Source organism: Segatella sp., from assembly GCF_977051555.1.
The window spans coordinates 13,141-33,092 of the sequence record NZ_CDRSSE010000001.1; the positions used below are offsets into that span (position 1 = coordinate 13,141).

Here is a 19,952-nt window from a genome sequence, read left to right on the forward strand (position 1 = left end):
AATTGGGATAATTATTGCTAAAAATATACGAAATAGAAACTTATATGTGATATTTTGCTGCTTATTTAAAAATAATGCTTAAAATATTTGGAGCGAATAGAGAAAAAACATACCTTTGCACCTAGTAAAAATGATGGAATCAGCATACACACTGATAACCAATCATACTTTATATGAGCATTATATACTATTAATTTAAAATATTAGAGATTATGAAAAAATTATTCGTTATGGCAGCTATGGTGCTGTCTTCAGTAGGTGCTTTCGCACAGTACAATGCAGGTGACATCACCATTCAGCCTAAGGTAGGTTTGAGCATCGCAGACATGACTGACCTCGATAATTCAAAGACTCGCGCAGGTGTAGTGGCAGGTGCAGAGTTGGAGTATCACGTTTCTCCTATGTTCGGTCTTAGTGCTGGTTTGCTCTACTCTATGCAGGGAGCTAAGGGCGATGCAGAAGAAAAGGGTGTTAAAGCTTCAGCAACTATCAAGAACGATTATCTCAACATTCCAATCCTCGCTAATGTTTACGTAGCTCCGGGTTTGGCTCTCAAGGCTGGTCTTCAGCCAGGTTTCAAGGTAAGCAGCAAGGTTACAGCCAAGGCTGGTGGTTTTTCTGTTACTGAAAACCTCGATGATGCATTCAAGTCATTCGACCTCTCAGTTCCTGTAGGTATCTCTTACGAGTACATGAATGTTTGTCTGGATGCTCGCTACAACATCGGTGTAACAAAGGTTATGGACGGCGCTGATAGCAAGAACTCTGTATTCCAGATTACATTGGGTTACAAGTTCGCTCTCTAATCGAGAACTCTTGACAAGACAAAATAACAATCCCCGTTCTTCATTACGAAGAGCGGGGATTTTTTTTCTCGTCATATCTGTTTGAAATAAGCCTCACGTAAACATGGAGTGAGGCTTACTATCGTTTAAAATGAAGTTTACTTCATTTTCTTTTTTAGAACATTCTGCCGCCTGGACGACCACCGCCAAAACCGCCATTGAATGGACGACCACTGAAGTTTGGACGACCACCAGGACCACCAGGACCACCAGGTCCTTCAGGTCCACCATTGCGAGCCTGCTTGCCTCCGAAGAGATTCAAACGATATACTACATGAAGCATCGCATAGCTGTTGATGGCATTATACTCCGTATCCGTGCGGGATGTAGCAGAAATGGCACGAGAGAAGGTACTCTGCTGGCGGAGAATATCGTAGAACTGCAGCATGATGGTAAGAGGCTTGCCCTTCAGGAACCCCTGAGAGAGCTGCGTATTCCATACAAACTCATCGGTATTCATGTTGCTGTCGCTATAACCGCGGCGGCTACTGATAGAGAGACTGGTGTTCAGACTGGTGCCCCAAGGCGCTGTAAGCGTCATGCTAGGACCATAAGAGAACTGCCAGGTCTCGAGATTGCTGGTTGGCTGGAGCTTGTTCTTCGCCTTGTTATAGCTCAGCGTTCCATCGAGCGAGAATTCAGCCCAGTCGTTACGATAGCTCAGAGAGAGATTCTGGCGCCATGTAAGGCTTCGGGTGGTATTCTTCAGAGAACTTGAATTCTTGTCAACACTCAGATAGCTCACATAGTTGTTATAGTTAGCATGAGCTCCGGTATTGATATTCCAGACACCCGCACTGTCGATAGAACAGTTGAACATGAAGGCTCCCATCACATTCCAGTTGCCGTTGATATTCTCTGGGGTTGTGGTGCGTCCACCCGTTTTCTCGTCGTATTCTACCTTATTGCTGATACTGTTTCGGGTGGTAGAGAAGTTAACGAACGTCATGACACCCTTGTTATGATTCTGCACGAAGTTGTTGTAGAACAATCGGAAGTTCTGGGTAAACGAAGGTTTCAGACCCGGGTTACCCTTCGAGATGTTCAGCGGGTCGCTGTCATCCACCACATTCAGCAACTGCGAGATGCTTGGCTGCGAGGTTGTACCGCGATAGTTGATGCGCAGGTTGCTCATCTTGGAGAAGCGGTAACGGAAATCGAGCGTAGGGCTGAAATTGGTAACCGTGCGGACGGTATCCGTATGATTGCCCATATAATCGTAGATGAAGTTGGAGCGCTGTGGCTGAATCATCACACCGAAGTTGAGATTATACTTATTGCGGATAAATCGCATCATCACCTGGATATCGTGAGTATAGTTCTTATATTCAGAATACTTACTCAGATCATCATCCTTGGTATCCTCCCAATTGCTTCCTACCTTGTCGAGATAGCTGTCCCAGGTACGGTAAACAGGAGTAATGCCATCAAAAGAATAATCATCAAAACGATAGGTGCTGCGATCACTCTTGGAATAGCTGTAGGTAAACTTATAGCTGAACTGCAGGAAGGTAGCCTTCCAGAGAGGCTCACTATAGGTAACCTGACCCGCATAACTGTAATCCTTGGAAGGAGTCAGATTATAGCGGTTGATATCTGATGCCTTTTTGCCCTGTTCCAATTCCGTAAGATAATAGCGGGTATTCTTGAGCGAGATGCTCTTGCTGTCCTTATCCGTATACTTGGCATCGGCACGGAACGTGATATTACGGCCCTGGGAGTTCAGCTTGCGATTATACTGCAGCATACCTTTCATATTGTTATTATCAGAATAGCTCAAGCCGCTGTTCTCCTGACTGTTGACCAGTTTCTGAAGTTCATTCAGCTTACTCTTGCTATCACCCGTAGATAGGTCTTTCAGGAAAGCATCCTGAAGCGGATCATCCACATATTCGTAAGGATCGTCATTAAACTGGGCAGACAATCCGGTATTTCTGCCGTCGCTGGTACTCCATGAGATGGAAGGACGGAAGAGGATATTAGTCATCGAGTCTGGCATCCACTCCAAACGGATGTTACCATTCCAGCTGTTGCTGCGAGAGAAATTCTGGCTCAAGCTGTTGCCGAAAGAAGAGGAATTGCCCAGGAAGTTCTCGCTAGCCACACGGCTCCACATATCGCCATCACTGTGATTCCAGCGGAGGTTACCGTTGAACTTGAACTTATCCTTCAGTTCGTAATTGTAGTTGGCACCTATCATCTTGCTGGCATTCAAGCCGTTGGCACCTCCGAATCCTCTACCGGGACCACCGCCGCCAAAACCACGGTCGCTGGTGTTATTGGCATTGGCAAAGAGCATGAATCGGTTGTTATCATTGAAATAACCTCCCATACCACGCATGTTATAGCGGCTCTTGTTGCCCACGCCCAGGTCTATATTAGAAATCAGACCCTTGTTCATACCCTTCTTGATACCGAAGTCGAGCACGGTCTGTTCCTCACCATCATCAATACCTGTCACCTTAGAGAGATCACTCTTCTCATCGTATGCCTTGATTTTCTCGATGATGCTGGTAGGCAGGTTCTTTAGGGCAGTCTTGGTATCGCCGGTCATAAACTCCTTACCGTCTACCAGAATCTTCTTAACTTCCTTACCATTAATCTTGATAGTACCGTCATCGCTCACCTCTGCACCCGGCAGACGCTTTACAAGTTCCTCTACTACCGAACCTTCCGGTGTGCGATAGGCAGAAGAATTGTACACGAAAGTATCCTCCTTCAGGGTTACCTTCTGAGCCATAGCTGTTACCACGGCGCCTTTCAGCATGATAGCCTCAGCCCCCAGCACAATCTTTCCCATAGCCAGGTCCTTGTCTTCTGATATCTCGATACGCTTCACGGTAGTCTTATATCCTACACTCGAAATCTTGAGCAGATACTTGCCATTAGCCGGAGCGGTGACGTGAAAGAGTCCGTTCTCATTGCTGATGGCACCAGCTACATACGTGCTGTCGCTCTTAAGCAATTGAATAGTTACCTGCTCAATGGCCTCCTTGGTATCGCGGTCGGTAATCTGACCCGATATCAGTCGCTGTTGAGCAAAGGATGCTATTGCCATCAACAGCAGCAGCATCGTTAGAATCGATTTTTTCATTCCTATTTTTTATTTATTATTATTTTCACTTGTTCGTTATTTTCGCTTAACCGTTATGATATTTGATGACCATTTTTGTTAATCTGGTAGTTTTGACGCGCTAAATACACCAAGGTTTAATGCATTATGAGATAAAAAACGCAAATTTAGCAACTTTTTTTTTGTATTGTCTCCATTTTAATGTATCTTTGCACAAAAATTAATACGTTAGAATGTTATGGAACAAAGAGTAATCATATCAACCCAACTGGAAAGCGAACTGGTAAGTGCACTTTCAGAATGCGAGCACGACAAGCTTTTTGTGCTTACAGATACTACGACATTGGAGCTATGCATGCCCGTACTGCAGAAGTTTTACTGCATGAAGAAAGCACATGTAATCACTATTCCGGCTACCGACAGCCATAAAGACATCGAGAGTCTGATGATGGTATGGAAAGGACTGCAGGAGGGAGGAGCATCACGCCACTCCTGTATGATTAATCTGGGCGGCGGCATGGTAACCGACCTGGGTGGCTTTGCTGCCAGCACTTTTAAGAGAGGTATCAACTTTATCAATATTCCTACCACCCTACTGGCTATGGTAGACGCATCGGTAGGTGGAAAGACAGGCATCAACTTCGGCGGACTGAAGAACGAAGTAGGTGTGTTCAATGATTCTAAGTTTGTAATTCTCGATACAAAGTTCCTGAAGACGCTCGATGCAGAAAACATCTGTTCGGGCTATGCAGAGATGCTGAAACACGGTCTGATTTCTACAGAAGCAATGTGGGAAGAACTGGTCAGTTTCGACCTCGACAAGCCTGATTTGAAGCAGCTGCAACGCATGGTAGGCGACAGTGTAAAGGTAAAGGAGCGCATTGTAGAGCAGGATCCTCACGAGCAGGGCATCCGCAAGGCGTTGAACCTAGGTCATACTTTCGGTCATGCATTCGAGAGCTGGGCTTTGAAACGCAAGCCTATCCTGCATGGTTATGCTGTGGCATTCGGTCTCATCCCAGAACTCTATCTGAGTGTTGCCAAGACCGGATTTCCTACAGAGAAGATGCGCCAGACCGTAAACTTCATCAAGGAATACTATGGTACCCTGGATATTACCTGCGATGACTATGATGAGCTCATCGAGCTGATGCATCATGACAAGAAGAACCAGAATGGCATCATCAACTTCACGATGCTGGGCGGCATAGGCGATATCCGTATCAACCAGACGGCTACGACAGAAGAAATCAAGGAAGCACTCGATTTCTTCAGAGAAGGATAGAGCGCTTCGGCTTTCCGGTTTCGGTAAGCGGAAGATGATCTACATGAAGAAATTCCCTTGGAATCCAATATTTATGATCAGATAAGAGGCGGCGGACAGTCGCCTCTACTTTTTCTATCTCCTCATCTTCCGTCAGGAGAACTGCAATCTCTCCAAACTTCCCGTCTTTCTTCTTGACAATCATGAAAGGTTTTTCGAGATAAGGCTTCAACAGAGTCTCAACCTCTTCTATCTGTATTTTGATACCTCCACTGCAAATCACATTGTCTTTTCTGCCTTTGATGCGAAAACGGAGCTTTTCCACCTTATTATATATATAAGGCTCTATCTCCACGATATCATTCGTTACCAGGGGTTCAGCACAGACCTGCGGAGCATCTATCACCAGACAACCTTCATCAGTCTGACTGATACGGACACTATCAAAAGGCTGATACCATTCGCTAGCCTCAGCACCGTTAATTCTTCTCAGGGCAATATGCGAGAGAGTTTCGGTCATTCCGTAGGTACTCCAGATGGAGATATCTCCGGGAAGAGCCTTCAGTTCCTGTTCGAGAGCCTCATCTATGGCTCCGCCACCGATAATAAGATGCCTGATGCGGCAGAGTCGCTCCCGCTCTTCAGGAACCTGCAAGGTATTATAAACCTGCATCGGGACCATTGCAGCGAAGGTAATCTCTTCATTTACATCTTTCAAAGGATGCCCACTTGGGCAAACAGAAATAAGATGGAGATGGCGCTCTATACTCCGCACCACCACCATCTTACCTGCAATATAATCGAGCGATATGCAGAGCAGGGCGCTATCACCAGGTTTCAATCCCAGGAAATCACAGGTAATGCGGGCCGAGTTGAGCATTCGCTTCTTCTCTACCATCATCGGTTTGGGCTTGCCTGTAGAACCACTGGTATGAACAAGCACCCGGTCGCTACCGTTATTCCATTCTGAAAGGAATTCTTCTAAAGTCATTTTACTACAAACAGTTTATCACCACGAATCTCCAAAGGCATCGGTATATTATCAGTAAAGAGCTGACCGGTGCCCAAGCCTTGCGGCATCCGTACATCCGGTCCGTATACTTTAGCTGCATAATGAGCAATAGCATTCAGACCGATATTACTCTCAAGAGCAGAAGTAATCCAGCTGCCGATGCCACGCTGGTTAGCCAGTTCTATCCACTCGTTACATCCATAGATTCCACCATGAAGCGAAGGCTTCAAGATGATATACTGAGGACGGATGGTATCGAGCAAAGCCTGCTTCATACTTCTAACATTCACACCTATCAACTCCTCATCCAGGGCGATTGGAAGCGGCGTTTCGCGACAAAGCTGGGCCATCTTAGGCCACTGATGCTGCTTGATAGGCTGCTCTATCGAATGAATGTCATATTTAGCCAAAGCCTCCAGCTGACTCATCGCATTCTCCGGCAAGAAGCCACCATTGGCATCTACACGCAATTCTACCTGCTCCTTGGTATACACATAACGGATGCGCTTGATGAGATCAAGTTCCTTGAAGAAATCGATGGCACCAATCTTCAGTTTCACGCAATGGAAACCCGCCTGGAGTTTCTCCTCCAGTCGTGCCAGCATCTCTTCATAGGTTCCCATCCAAACCAGTCCGTTGATTGTGATGCCTTCTTCTCCTCTACCGAAAGGAGAATCGAAGAGATCAACAAGATTCTCCATTCCCATAGGAACAGAGATTCCTGCCTCCTTCAGTATTTCGACAGAAGTCTTTCCTTCAGACAGATTCATTGTCCCCAACTTCTTCTTCGCTGCATCAAAAAACGAAGCAAAGGCGGTTTCGAGACCGAAAGTAATGCTCGGATAAGCACGAATCATATCGTAAGGAATGCGTCCCATCTGCTCTACCATCTGACAAACCTGTCGCAAGGTCATCTCATATTCCGGTTTGGCATCGCAACTGAGATCAGGGAGCGTAGCACACTCACCCACCCCTTCTACTTCCGGCATTTCATCCGAAGTGAGGGTGAGATAATAACTGTGTCTCGTGGTATAAACCCCACGAGACGTGCCTGCCGGCTGCTTAAAGTGGAGCGTGCGCTCCGAGATTTCTATTTTATACACTTTATTTAAATGTTAAGTGTTAAATGTTGAATGTTGAGTGTTGAATGTTGAGTTTTCTTCATCACTTACTTTTTCTGCTTCAATTCGTAGAGATCCTTGCGGCGATCGCGAAGATTTCTTACGGCACCATAGGTATGAAGCTCATTCAAGAGGTTCAAATCAACATCTGATACGAGAATCATCTCGGTATTAGGTGTTGCCTCAGAACGCTTGCCGTCGTTAGGGAAGGCAAAGTCACAAGGAGTGAACACGGCACTCTGGGCATACTGGATATCCATGTTATGAACACGAGGCAAGTTACCCACACTACCCGCAATAGCTACATAGCACTCGTTCTCGATGGCACGTGCCTGGGCACAGACTCTTACTCGGGAGTAAGCATTCTGGGTATCGGTCATGAATGGAACGAAGAGAATCTGCATGCCATCCTCAGCCATTAATCTTGACAACTCAGGGAACTCTACATCATAGCAGATAACGATACCAATCTTACCGCAATCGGTATCGAAAGTCTGGATATGGCTACCACCACTCAATCCCCAGCACTTCTGCTCATCTGGAGTTACGTGAATCTTCTCATACATATCCACGCTACCATCTCTGCGGCAGAGGAAACCGACATTATAGAGGGAATCGTCCTTGAGATAAGGCATACTACCCGTGATGATATTGATGTTGTAACTGATGGCCAACTCGCGGAATCGGTCACGAATCTCTTCGGTATATTGAGCCATCTTTCGGATGCTCTGCGCCTCACCCAAGTCGTTGAAACGAGCCATCAAAGGCGCATTGAAATACTCAGGGAAGAGGATGAAATCGCTCTTGTAATCGCTCACGGAATCAACGAAGAACTCTACCTGTTCGAAGAGGTCATCCACCGAAGCGTATGGACGCATCTGCCACTGTACCAGTCCGATTCTTACGGTTGGCTTGCGGTCTACATAAGAATCCGTAGGTGGCTGATAGTAGATGTTATCCCACTGTAAGAGGGTTGCGCAGTGTTCGCTCTCCTCATCGCTAGGAAGATAATTGCGGATGACACGGCGCACGTGAAAATCATTAGAAAGCTGGAAGGTAAGAACCGGGTCGTAAATCTCACGGTTTCTTACATGCTCGATATACTCCTTAGGGCGCATCTTATCGGCATACTTATGATAGTTTGGTATACGACCGCCAAACATGATAGCCTTCAGATTGAGTTTTTCGCAGAGTTCCTTGCGATACTCATACATACGGCGAGCCAGGCGCAATCCACGATAATCAGGATGGATAAACACCTCGATGCCATAAAGAATATTGCCATTAGGGTCGTGGGTGTTGAAGGTTTCATTACCCGTAACCTGAGCATAGGTATGATCGCCCTTCACCATATTATAGTTGACGATAATAGAGAGCGCACAGCCCACAATCTTATCATCAACGATAATAACCACCTGTCCCTCAGGGAAGATAGTAATGAGTTTCTTAATCTGTTCTTTTGTCCAGAATACATCTGAGTCTGCGTAAATACGCTTAAACGACTTGGCAAGCTGATCATAATCCTCCATACGGAGGTTGCGCATGCCTACCTTTTCGATTTTTCGAGTTGGTTCCATAACAACTGTATTTTTATTATTATCTAAATCCGAGTGCAAAGATACAGCAAAATATAGATACGACAAAGAGTTTTCGCAAATAATTGACATTTACGAAAACTCTTTTCATATATTTGAAGAAAATCCCCCCTGAGATGAAAGATTTGTGCTAATATTTAGCCTCATCCTGCGGAATTGCCTCATTGTGGTCATCCAGATATAGCAACCTGCCCGGGTGATACAGTTCACTTGCCACCGAGTGTTCATCCTGGCGGTATCGGGTCTGGATGCCACCGATGCTCAACAGGGTATGGAATACCGAAAGACTTGTCTGAACCTGCTTGGTATGGTTATCCGCCAGCGCTTTCACTACCTTCGGATATTTCTTATCAAAGCCCTGCGAGGTCCAGATGATGAAAGGCACATGAAGCTCGTAATCAGATGCCTTCGGTGCTGCATGGAGGAAGAGATTCCGATTGTCATCAAAGATATTCTCGCCATGGTCACTGGTATAGAGCATCGCCGAGGTAGGCTGACAATATATGCCATCCGGCTTATTCCTAGCCTTAGCCTGAACCAGCTCCCATTTCTGCAGTCGCTCCACAATCCCATGCAGGATATAATCGGTATATCGGATGGTATTATCGTAGGCATTCAGCAGGTCACGCCGGTTCTCCGGCATTGCCTCACTCCTGCCATCAGGCTTGAAGTAAGCAAAGCTGCGGGGATAACGCTCCTGATAATTGAAGTGGGAACCATAGGTATGAAGTACCACGAAGAGCTTGCGATAACGGTAATGAGCTGAGGATGAAGCATCAGCCTCCGGCAAGATCTTATCCAGTTTCCGCAACAGATTCTCATCGTAATGAGTGCCCTGGGCAGATTCTTCCTTCTTCAGAAAGTAATGCTCATCAGCCTGCTCTCCCAGGAAATCGATAAACGAATGGTTGGGCAACTGGTTGCTGATGAACACGGTATGGAATCCGGCTTCCCTGAAGGCTGCCAGGATGCCTTTCTCATGAAAGAGGCGTGGAAAATCCTCTGCCGAAGCTGCCGACAGAAGCATCGGTACACTCTTGTGGGTGGTATTGCTCTGCGTGGTTGCATCAGGGAAAACCGTGATACCCGGCGTTTTGGAAAGCAGCGGATTGGTATTCCGAGGATAGCCATAGAGACTGAAATTATGGGCTCGTGCCGTCTCTCCCACCACCATCACATACACTTCGGGAGCTTCCGCATCGTGCCCACTCCGGGCATCAAACCGGAAGTTACGGCTTGCCTCCTGGTAATTCTCGGACGCTGCATTGCGCTCGAAAGCCAGATAGAGGTTATAGCAGATATTGACGGGATAAAGCTGATTGCGCATCCGGTAACCATCCACCACTACATAACAGGCAAGGAGACAGAAGAGGCCGATGGATCCAGCCTCCATGACCCATTTGCGGATATGATGCTGGAAAGAGACGGATATCTGATGCTTCTTCCTGATATGGATGACAGCCAGGATGAGCAAGGGAAGATAAATCACAAAAACACCTACCACGGCAGGCAACAGATTGTCCAGCAGTTCCATCACTTCTCCCGGATTGGTGGTCACGAGATTCAGGAACATATCCACCGCTATCACTCCCGTTCCGAAGAGATAGAGCAATACCAGCTGAAAAGCGGCGAAAAAGACAAAGAGAAATGCCCACCATACCATCTTGCCCGGATATCTGGCTACAGAAAAGAACCACATATACAGTGCCAGAGGCAACAGCACATTGGCTGCGCCCGTCCAGAAAGAAAGTCTTTCGGTAAAGCACAGGGCGATATTGGGCAGCAGCAATGACACCACCGCATACCAGTAAAGGAAGGTGCCCGAAGACAACTTATTATATATAGCATTACATATAGAATAATTCATAGACTACACCTTATTATATATAGCATATCACGGAAATGCATCATAAGTATTTCGTGAAAAGACATCATTAAAATGCCTCGTTGATATTAAAGAGGAAGCCAGACTGTCCTGACTTTCCAAATCCATAATCCAATCGTACATTCACATTCTTCTTGAACTCCCAGCGATAGCCTACTCCTGCATTCGGCAGAATCTGTCTGCTTCGCAACGCAGAGAACTTAGGGAAAACGGTACCTGCTCCAGCCCAGACCACAATACCATTTCGCTTCCAGACATGCTGTCGCAACTCCACGGTAGCCTCCAGGGAATGCTTGTCGCGATAACGGCCCTCGTAGTAGCCGCGCATCGAACAGGTACCTCCCAGTTCTGCCATCATTCCCCAAGAAGGATTGCCGAAATTGAGATTGGCTCCGAAATCCTCGGCAAGAATCGTTCCCTTGCCCAGTCGCTGATAGGCATCAAAACGGAAGTGAGTCGTACTGAAGGCATAATCATTACCCATAAATTTTGGTCTGAACATCTGCTTCAGATTCAGATAGATACCCCGGTGCGGATTGGTGAGATTATCCCGGTTGTCACAAACCAGAGATACACCCGCTCCTACATTCCAGATATGCTTATCCATCCCCTGCAGCAATTCCGGTCGTTCTATCTGCTTGCCTATCACATAGTCGTAAGCTGCCACAGGTCCCACATAGAAGTTATCGGCTACCCTGAACAGGAAGCTGGCTTCTGCCTGAGCCTGCCAACGCTTCATATCACTCTTGTTGTCATCGTTATCGCCCATCTCGTAACCGATTCCCCAGAAATCGGAAGGGAAGGAATAGAAATAAAGGTGATAATCGATGCGGTAACGACCGGCAGGAGCTATATGATTGCCCCGAACACCCAACATATAGAAGCCCACCGAACTGACATCACCGAAAAGCGATACATTGGAAGGTGGCAAGATGCTATCGTTAGGATCGGTGCGGTAAAGTCCTGCTGCCACCATTCCCAGACCAAACTTGGTATCGGAAGCATAATGAGGACCTCCGATTACACTGAAGTCGAACCGCTTATGATGCTTGTTCTTGTTAGCATCATTGAAGTAGTCAAGGAATCGTGTCATCCACGATTTCTTGACCTGCTGGGCAGTATCCACCTTCTCAGAAGAGAGGGAATCTGAAGAAATTGGCTCCGAGGCATAGCTGCTCAATGTCATCATCGCAAAAAGTATGGTTAGAATATGCTTCATAAAGTCAATATTTTCCTGTTGATTCTATTTTCGTCATTTACTAATAAACCAGTGACACTTCATTAATATACCAGTGACACATTATTAATATACCAGTGATACATTATCTATCCACAAGGTGTTACCTGGTGTTCCGATATAAGCACCGCCATCCGAAGAAGAGAACTGGAGAACGAGATGAGTAGGCGTTTCATCGGCAGCAGCCCATCCCACTTCTCTTACAAGCACACTCTTACCCTTACTGTTGCGGGCATAATCGGTAGAACGGAGTCCCATCGTTGCGGCATGATAGCCAGCCATTTGACGGATATCACCATAGTGGATGGTATAGGTTGCATCTTCCACCCATCCATTCGTACTCTTGCCGTATCTTACCACCATCGTACCCACTCGCTTGGCAGTGATGTTACCCTTGGCATCCTCGTGACGCTTCTGAAGATAGAGCACCACGATGGCATGGTCTCTTCCTGCCACTGTAGAGGCACCACTGAATCCATTCTGCTTGATTCGGTTGGCAACATTAGGAAGGTAGGTCTTGTAATCGAAACGCAGAGCCTTAGGACGTGCCGTAAACGGAATGCCCCAGTTGATGGCCTTCGGACCATCCTTGGTACTAGTAATCGGTTCACGAACATCTCCCAGGAAAAGGGAACCGGCTGCAAGTACCTTGATATTGATAAGTCCCAACACCTTTACCTTTTCTATATGAGTCTCCAGTTTGGCGCAATGCCCACTGCCGTGCCTGTCACGAAAAACCGAATTATTGGTCTTGTAAATGCCGGAAACATGCGCCAAGACATTGGATGAGCCCCAAGGAGACCCACCCTTATTGGTATAAGGAGTATTACCCTGGATAGTCATATTAGGTCCTACGGCATAAATGGTTTTCTGATTACCACCAATGATAGCCGACTCTTTGATATTTCTGATTACCCAGTAGTCCATATTTCCATATTTCAGAGGAACCACTTTTTTCTGTCCCTGCATAGGAAGACATGACAAAATAGCAAGCGCTAATGCAATGCCGAAAATTACCTGTTTTTTCATATCTATTGCTTTAATATTTCTAGATACTGCAAAGATAGAAAAATTTTTCGTACTTTCAGGTTTTCAGGGTACTAAAGAGAGAATTATTAAGAAATAATAATATATTTAGGGGATTTTAATCGAAGAAAAACAAAAAAGCCCTGCAAGAGCAAAAGCTTGGGATAGTTAAAGCTTTTGCCCTTACAGGACGTCTATTAACGGTTAGAATACATGTTGTCGTAGTACTTCTGGTAATCGCCAGAGGTTACATTGTCCATCCATTCCTGATTATCGAGATACCATTTTACGGTCTCCTCGATTCCCTCCTCAAACTGGAGTGATGGCTCCCAACCGAGTTCCTTCTGAAGCTTGCGAGAGTCGATGGCATAACGCATATCGTGACCCTTTCTATCGGTTACGTAGGTGATGAGATCCATATCCTCGCCTTCCTTTCTGCCGAGCAATCTATCCACGGTCTTGATAACCACCTTGATGATATCGATATTCTTCCACTCGTTGAAACCGCCGATGTTATAGGTCTCGGCAATCTTACCCTTGTGGAAAATCATATCGATGGCACGGGCATGATCTACTACATACAACCAGTCGCGCACGTTCTCACCCTTACCATATACTGGCAATGGCTTGCGATGACGGATATTGTTGATAAACAGCGGAATCAACTTCTCAGGGAACTGGTATGGACCGTAGTTGTTAGAGCAGTTGGTCACGATGGTAGGCATACCGTATGTATCGTGGAAAGCACGGACGAAGTGGTCTGAGCTTGCCTTGGATGCAGAATATGGAGAGTGAGGATTGTACTTGGTTGTCTCCAGGAAGAACTCCTCGCCGTAAGCCTCATGGTTCTTATCGCTGGATGCCTTGGTAGTGAAAGGAGCAGGAATACCCTCAGGATGAGTCATCTGCAAGGCACCGTAAACCTCATCAGTAGAGATGTGGTAGAAGCGCTTACCCTCGTATCCTTCAGGAAGACTCTCCCAGTAAATCTTTGCCGCCTGGAGCAGAGACAGGGTTCCCATCACGTTGGTCTGAGCGAAAGTGAATGGATCCTTGATACTTCTATCTACATGGCTCTCGGCAGCGAGATGGATGATGCCATCCACCTTGTAGTCCTGCATCAGTTTCAACATCAGGTCGAAATCACAGATATCACCCTTTACGAAAGTATAGTTAGGCTTGTCCTCGATGTCCTTGAGGTTAGCCAGGTTGCCTGCGTATGTCAACTTGTCGAGGTTGATGATGTGATACTCAGGATATTTGTTCACGAAAAGTCTTACTACGTGTGAGCCGATGAAACCAGCACCGCCCGTGATAATGATATTCTTCATTTACTTTGAACTTTGAAAATTGAACTTTAAACTTTATGATTAGTATTTTTGAGCAGAAGCTGCAAAAAAGTCTAACTCTTTATTATTTTGCTTCCGCCAATTCAGCGATGCACTTCTTCAAACTGTCAGTCCAGTATGGAACCTTGAAACCGAAAGTCTGTTTCAGCTTACTCTTATCAAGTACAGAGAAGTGAGGACGCTTCACTGGGCTTGGGAACTCCTCGCTGTAGCAAGGCTGTATATCGCAAGTATTACCGCTCAGTTCACAGATAATCTTAGCGAAATCAAACCAAGAGCAGACGCCCTCATTAGAGAAGTGGTAGATACCCGTCTTATCCAACTGATTGGTTTCGATGATATGTGAGATGACTGCAGCCAGGTCGCCAGCGTAAGTAGGAGTACCCACCTGATCGAAGACCACCTTCAAGGTGTCGTGACTAGCAGTCAGGCTCTGCATGGTCTTCACAAAGTTCTTCCCCCACTGAGAGTAAAGCCACGCAGTACGGATGATGATATGCTTGCAGCCAGTAGCTTCAATACTCTTTTCACCAGCAAGCTTCGTTTTACCATAAACGCCCAATGGATTTGTTTCCCAATCTTCACGGCAAGGGATATTCTTATCGCCCTGAAAAACATAGTCGGTAGATACATGAATCAAAGTACCATCTACCTCCTTCATAGCCTGTGCCAAATTTCCCGCAGCAGTATTGTTGAGCAGATTAACCAGATCGTAATCTGTTTCAGCCTTATCTACATTGGTATAAGCAGCGCAGTTAACAATTACCCGAATATCATTCTCCCTCACCTTTTCTCGGATAGCGTCAAGATTGGTGATATCCAGTTTTTCATAGCCTTCAGCCACATCGGTGAAGACAAACTTGTGATTGCTTTTTTGGGCACAGTTTTGCATTTCATGTCCCAATTGACCATTAGCGCCTGTTACTAATATATTCATTGTTTTAATATTTTATTCAATATAATATGTGGCAAAGGTAAAAAAATATTTTGAGTTGACCAAAGAAAAGAAAAGAAAAAGAGAAGAAACTAACATATATTAAACAAAGACCGCCACACTTTTTCACAAAAGCATGGCGGTTTTCCCTAAAACATAATAGATAAGCTTTGCCTTTAAGGGCAAACTTGAATCATCAAGTAGCCTAGTCTATTACCAATCCTTTTTCCCTAATATAAACTAAACCTGTTTTCCTATTTAAATCAACATACTAAATCAACAAAAGGAATTTTCTTTATCATTAAATACTTTTAGAAGACTTGAAGTGGTAATTAAACCATAAAAACTACTGTTTTCTGATTTCGGTTGCAAAATTATATCATTTTTTTCAAAGTTGTATACCTAAGTAGTATTTTAGTAAAAAATCAGTCTGCCAAAGAAATAGATAACTCATTAAGAATCAGACGTTTTAACACATTAACTATTTTTGTCTAAAGTAAATGGTATTATAAGAAAGGAAATTTGTATCTTTGCACCACAAAACGGACAAAAGGACGAAAATAACATTTAAAAGACGATTTTGTTATAATTATAAAGAAACATTAAAGATGAAACTACTTATATATTTACTTCTTTTGCTTACTATGCCATTGGCTGCTCAAGGCAAAACGGACGAGAAGACTTTATTGGATCGTATTGACAAGATGATTGAAAACGACCAATATTATCAGGGAATCAAGGAAAAGGAATTGAAACATCTGAAGCAGCAAGCTTATGAAGCTGAAGACGCCCAAACCCGGCTACAGTTTCTGGACAGCATATATCATGCTTATAGTGCTTATCGCTACGACTCAGCATACGCATATATGAAACAGGGGCTTGAATTGGCAGAAAAATGTCATAACACCTATTATATATTACGTAACCAGATAAACTGGGCGTCCATACTCTCGGTAAGGGGATTTTATGGCAAAGCAGAAAGCTTACTCCAATCGCTCAATCCTGATGAGATGCCATACCAGCTGAAGCAATACTATTATTTCACATACGCCTGGCTCTACAACTATTGGGAATCATACGCCAAGAACTCAGATTACGCCGAAGAGTTCCGTGCCCAGAAGAAACATTATATGACCCTTCTGATACAGAGTTTCAACGAAAACAATAAGCATAACGTCTTCTATCAGTATCTCATGGGTGAATACGCCTATCTCGACAACCCTACCAGCAAGGAGTCGCTCAACTATTATCTGAAGGCACTGAAGATGACGCCAGCCAAATCCCGCATACATGCCATGTCGGCTTATGGCATAGCCAGATATTACAAACATATAGGCAAATTCGACCTTTACGAGGAATATCTTGTAGAGGCATCCGTGAGCGATGAATTGTGTCAGCTCAAAGAAACTATTGCGCTTCAAAAGCTAGCCTACTACATCTTTAAAAAGGATGCGAGCAACAGTAAGAGAGCTGCCAAATATATCCAGCACACGATGGAAGATGCACAGTTCTTCAACAACCAACTGCGCATGATGGAGATTTCCTACAGTCTTCCAGTCATCGCTTCAGCTAACCAGCAGGCTGCCGAGCGCTCTCGTACCCGCTTTCTTTGGGGGTTCATTGGTGTAAGCATAGCACTGGTCATCATCCTCATCCTCTCATTCGTCAATAACCGACAGAAGAACAGGCTGAAGAAAAACAAGGCTGAGATTGAAGAACAGAACGAGAAGCAGAAAGAGATGAATGCACAGCTCACCGAACTGAACCAGCAGCTGATTGAGACCAATATCAAGCGAGAGACCTACATGCGCCTCTTTATGGACATCAGTGCGGCTTATATCAGCAAGTTATCAGATTATCGCAAACTGGTAAGCCGAAAAATCAAGGCAAACCAGACTGCCGATTTGCTGAAGAGTCTCAACACCTATAAATTGGAAGAAGAGGAATCGCAGATGTTCTACAACCGGTTCGACAAGGCATTCATGGAATTGTATCCGGGTTTCGTTACTGAGTTGAACAAGCTCCTGCTGCCAGAATGCCAGTTGGAGGTTCCTACTACGCACGAGCTGACCACGGAGATTCGCATTTTTGCCCTGATGCGACTGGGTGTAACCGACAGCCAGGAGATTGCCACCCTACTGCATTACTCCACCCAGACCATCTATAACTACAAGTCTGGAATGCGGGCAAAAGCAATCAATCGCGATACATTCGAATCTGATATCAATCAGCTTTGCCACATCATAATATAATTAATAATGTATAATGTATAATTTACAGGCAATCCTGCTATCAATTATACATTATTCATTATACATTATACATTAACATCAGTTTCTGTGTATCACGGTTCCGTTAGCCTGATGTGTAGCAAGCACCAGCACCTCTGCTATTTGCACATGTTCTGGAGCACTTGCAGCATAGAAGGCTACATCAGCCACGTCATCGCCGTTCAGAGGCTCTATGCCGCGGTAAACGTTGTCTGCGCGGTTCTGGTCACCATGAAAACGGATGTTAGAGAAGTTTGTTTCAACCAAACCCGGTTTCACATTAGTAACACGCACTTTCGTATGTGCCACATCAATGCGCAAGCCGTCTGTAATAGCCTTTACAGCCGCTTTGGTAGCACAATATACATTACCTCCCGCATAAGCAGCATCACCCGCCACACTACCTATATTGATTACATGACCATGATTACGCTCCACCATACCAGGTACAATCAGGCGAGTCATGGTTAAGAGTCCCTTGATATTGGTATCAATCATCTGATCCCAATCCTCAAAATCGCCCTCATATTCAGGTTCTAATCCACGTGCGAGTCCTGCATTATTGATAAGCACATCCACATTGCGCCACTCCTCAGGGATGTAATCCACCGCTTTCTTGGCAGCTTCACGGTTACGCACATCGAAAGCCAAGGCAAGCACCTCAACGCCCTCTGCCTCGAGTTCTTTCTTCAGGATTTCCAACTTTCCCGTATTTCTACCTGTAAGAATCAGGTTATAGCCGCCACGGGCAAAACGACGTGCACAACCTTCGCCTATACCGCTTGTTGCGCCTGTAATAAGAGCAATTTTATTCATATTCTTTGATACTTTGAACTTTATGATTAGTTTTTGTTTTTTTGAGGGTTCTTCTATCTTAAAGTATCAGAACTCTCACCTCAGCATTCGCCATTTTCTCAATCTGGTTCATCGGGCGTTTATAATAAACGCTCTGGATAGCTTTGTTGATGATACCATGTCCAACAGCAAGAACGGTCTGGTCAGGATAAGTAACCTTGAGCCAGGTAAGGAAATTCTGGGCTCTTGATTTCATCTTTTCGAGCGTCTCTATGTTGTCCGGCCAATCCTTTGGGTCCTTCGGCAGGTCAGGGATGAATTTACCCGTAAAATCGCCCCAATCGCGCTCTCTGAGCAAGGGAGTGGTGACAACGGGATGCGAGCCGGCGATAATTTCACAGGTCTGTATACTGCGATAGAGATCGCTCGATACGAAGACATCGATAGGCGTACCGACCATTTTCCTGGCCACTTCCTCAGCCTGCTCAATACCTTTCATATTGAGTTTTCCCGGTGTTTGTCCCTGCATAATTTGCGCCTTGTTATCCACCGTTTCACCATGGCGCACCAAATATAATTTTGTCATTGTCTTTACTTTTTCCGTCTATATCAAAAATGAGTTTTTACTTTTCCTAAGTCTATACTCCAGACCTAGTTTTTACTTTCACTAAGTCTCTTTCCAAGACATCATGATTCTGATTTTGCTTACAAAATTACGGCTTTCTATCGAGACCAACAAATAATTTGCGTTAAATATAGCAATAATTTGCGTTAAATATAGCAATAATTTAAGTTTATATAAAAAACTTCTTGCTAGTTTCGGATTTCTTTCGTAACTTTGCCCCGAAATAACAAAATCAGTTTTAGTATGAAGGTAATACACAGTTCAATATTCCGCGCAGTATGCGCCATCATCGTAGGAGTCCTGCTCATCCAATATCGTGAGCAGACTGTCACCTGGATAACCATCGCCATCGGTGTTTTGTTTTTCCTTTCAGGTGTCATCTCCCTTGCCAGTTATTGGGCAGCCAAGCGCAATGCAGAGAAGATGCAGGGCCAGATTCTGTCTGATTCCAATGGTAAGCCTATCATGGGCATGATGCCTAGATTCCCGCTTGTGAGCGTAGGCAGTCTTATCCTGGGATTGCTGCTTGCCCTGATGCCTCAGGTGTTTATCGCCTGGCTGATGTTCATCCTGGCATTCATTCTGATTCTGGGTGCTCTGACCCAGTTTGTCAACCTGGCTTCAGCAGCTAAGATGGGACGCGTAGGCATTCTCTTCTGGCTCTTCCCTTCAGCCCTTCTTCTGCTGGGTCTACTCGCCATCATCAAACCTTCAGCCATCGCCTCTGCTCCTCTTTTCATCATCGGTTGGGGTATGCTCATCTATGGAGTAGTAGAGCTTCTCAACGCCTTTAAAGTCTCCAACAACAAGAGAATCTGGCTGAATAACCAACAACAGAAACAGGATTCAAAGGAGATTTATGTGGATGTAGAGGAAGTGAAGAACGAAGAATAAAACAACGAAATCATTATATCATCATAT

The 19,952-nt window shown here is 45.1% G+C and carries 15 protein-coding genes; 4 read left to right on the top strand and 11 right to left on the bottom strand.

Annotation, left to right across the window (positions count from 1 at the left end):
* Nucleotides 1-212: 212 nt before the first annotated feature.
* Nucleotides 213-806 (top strand): porin family protein, encoded by a 594-nt coding sequence (locus ACWJAO_RS00075; RefSeq protein ID WP_264900596.1) that lies wholly within the window; start codon nt 213-215, stop codon nt 804-806.
* Between the two features lie 154 nt (nt 807-960).
* Here ACWJAO_RS00075 and ACWJAO_RS00080 read toward each other — a convergent pair whose 3' ends face one another.
* The gene (locus tag ACWJAO_RS00080; RefSeq protein ID WP_449138828.1) at nt 961-3,939 is read right to left on the bottom strand and encodes a TonB-dependent receptor; all 2,979 of its coding nucleotides are present in this window, start codon (nt 3,937-3,939) and stop codon (nt 961-963) included.
* 217 nt (nt 3,940-4,156) lie between these two features.
* Here ACWJAO_RS00080 and aroB point away from each other — a divergent pair, with 217 nt between their 5' ends.
* The gene (aroB, locus tag ACWJAO_RS00085) at nt 4,157-5,203 is read left to right on the top strand and encodes a 3-dehydroquinate synthase (RefSeq protein ID WP_449138829.1); all 1,047 of its coding nucleotides are present in this window, start codon (nt 4,157-4,159) and stop codon (nt 5,201-5,203) included.
* Here aroB and ACWJAO_RS00090 read toward each other — a convergent pair.
* From ACWJAO_RS00090 to rfbD, 8 genes are all read right to left on the bottom strand, one after another.
* Nucleotides 5,190-6,173 (bottom strand): AMP-binding protein, encoded by a 984-nt coding sequence (locus tag ACWJAO_RS00090; RefSeq protein WP_449138830.1) that lies wholly within the window; start codon nt 6,171-6,173, stop codon nt 5,190-5,192. The two genes, aroB and ACWJAO_RS00090, sit on opposite strands and share 14 nt — an antisense overlap.
* Nucleotides 6,170-7,297 (bottom strand): o-succinylbenzoate synthase, encoded by a 1,128-nt coding sequence (locus tag ACWJAO_RS00095; RefSeq protein WP_449138831.1) that lies wholly within the window; start codon nt 7,295-7,297, stop codon nt 6,170-6,172. The genes ACWJAO_RS00090 and ACWJAO_RS00095 overlap by 4 nt, the downstream gene beginning before the upstream one ends.
* 65 nt (nt 7,298-7,362) lie before the next feature.
* Nucleotides 7,363-8,892 (bottom strand): carbon-nitrogen hydrolase family protein, encoded by a 1,530-nt coding sequence (locus tag ACWJAO_RS00100; RefSeq protein ID WP_117587178.1) that lies wholly within the window; start codon nt 8,890-8,892, stop codon nt 7,363-7,365.
* 148 nt (nt 8,893-9,040) lie between these two features.
* Nucleotides 9,041-10,777, bottom strand: a complete 1,737-nt coding sequence (locus ACWJAO_RS00105; RefSeq protein ID WP_449138832.1) for a sulfatase-like hydrolase/transferase — start codon at nt 10,775-10,777, stop codon at nt 9,041-9,043.
* Between the two features lie 67 nt (nt 10,778-10,844).
* Entirely contained in the window at nt 10,845-11,984 is a 1,140-nt protein-coding gene (locus ACWJAO_RS00110; protein WP_449138893.1) for a BamA/TamA family outer membrane protein, read from the bottom strand.
* Nucleotides 11,985-12,098: 114 nt separating this feature from the next.
* Complete coding sequence (locus ACWJAO_RS00115) at nt 12,099-13,061, bottom strand: PCMD domain-containing protein (RefSeq protein ID WP_144152148.1); 963 nt, start codon at nt 13,059-13,061, stop codon at nt 12,099-12,101.
* Between the two features lie 194 nt (nt 13,062-13,255).
* Entirely contained in the window at nt 13,256-14,389 is a 1,134-nt protein-coding gene (locus tag ACWJAO_RS00120; protein ID WP_153119344.1) for a dTDP-glucose 4,6-dehydratase, read from the bottom strand.
* A gap of 82 nt (nt 14,390-14,471) precedes the next feature.
* Nucleotides 14,472-15,344 (bottom strand): dTDP-4-dehydrorhamnose reductase, encoded by an 873-nt coding sequence (rfbD, locus tag ACWJAO_RS00125; RefSeq protein ID WP_449138833.1) that lies wholly within the window; start codon nt 15,342-15,344, stop codon nt 14,472-14,474.
* Between the two features lie 605 nt (nt 15,345-15,949).
* Between rfbD and ACWJAO_RS00130 the strand changes: the two genes are divergently transcribed.
* Nucleotides 15,950-17,593: a DUF6377 domain-containing protein gene (locus tag ACWJAO_RS00130; protein WP_449138834.1), complete on the top strand. Its 1,644-nt coding sequence runs from the start codon at nt 15,950-15,952 to the stop codon at nt 17,591-17,593.
* A gap of 78 nt (nt 17,594-17,671) precedes the next feature.
* On the opposite strand, the gene ACWJAO_RS00135 is transcribed toward ACWJAO_RS00130, so the two are convergent.
* Nucleotides 17,672-18,427 (bottom strand): SDR family NAD(P)-dependent oxidoreductase, encoded by a 756-nt coding sequence (locus ACWJAO_RS00135; protein ID WP_153104129.1) that lies wholly within the window; start codon nt 18,425-18,427, stop codon nt 17,672-17,674.
* 58 nt (nt 18,428-18,485) lie between these two features.
* Nucleotides 18,486-18,992 carry a histidine phosphatase family protein gene (locus ACWJAO_RS00140; RefSeq protein WP_144152133.1) on the bottom strand — a complete coding sequence of 169 codons (507 nt, stop codon included), beginning with the start codon at nt 18,990-18,992 and terminating at the stop codon, nt 18,486-18,488.
* 282 nt (nt 18,993-19,274) lie between these two features.
* On the opposite strand from ACWJAO_RS00140, the gene ACWJAO_RS00145 reads away from it, so the two are divergent.
* Complete coding sequence (locus tag ACWJAO_RS00145) at nt 19,275-19,925, top strand: DUF308 domain-containing protein (RefSeq protein ID WP_287828374.1); 651 nt, start codon at nt 19,275-19,277, stop codon at nt 19,923-19,925.
* Nucleotides 19,926-19,952 lie beyond the last annotated feature (27 nt).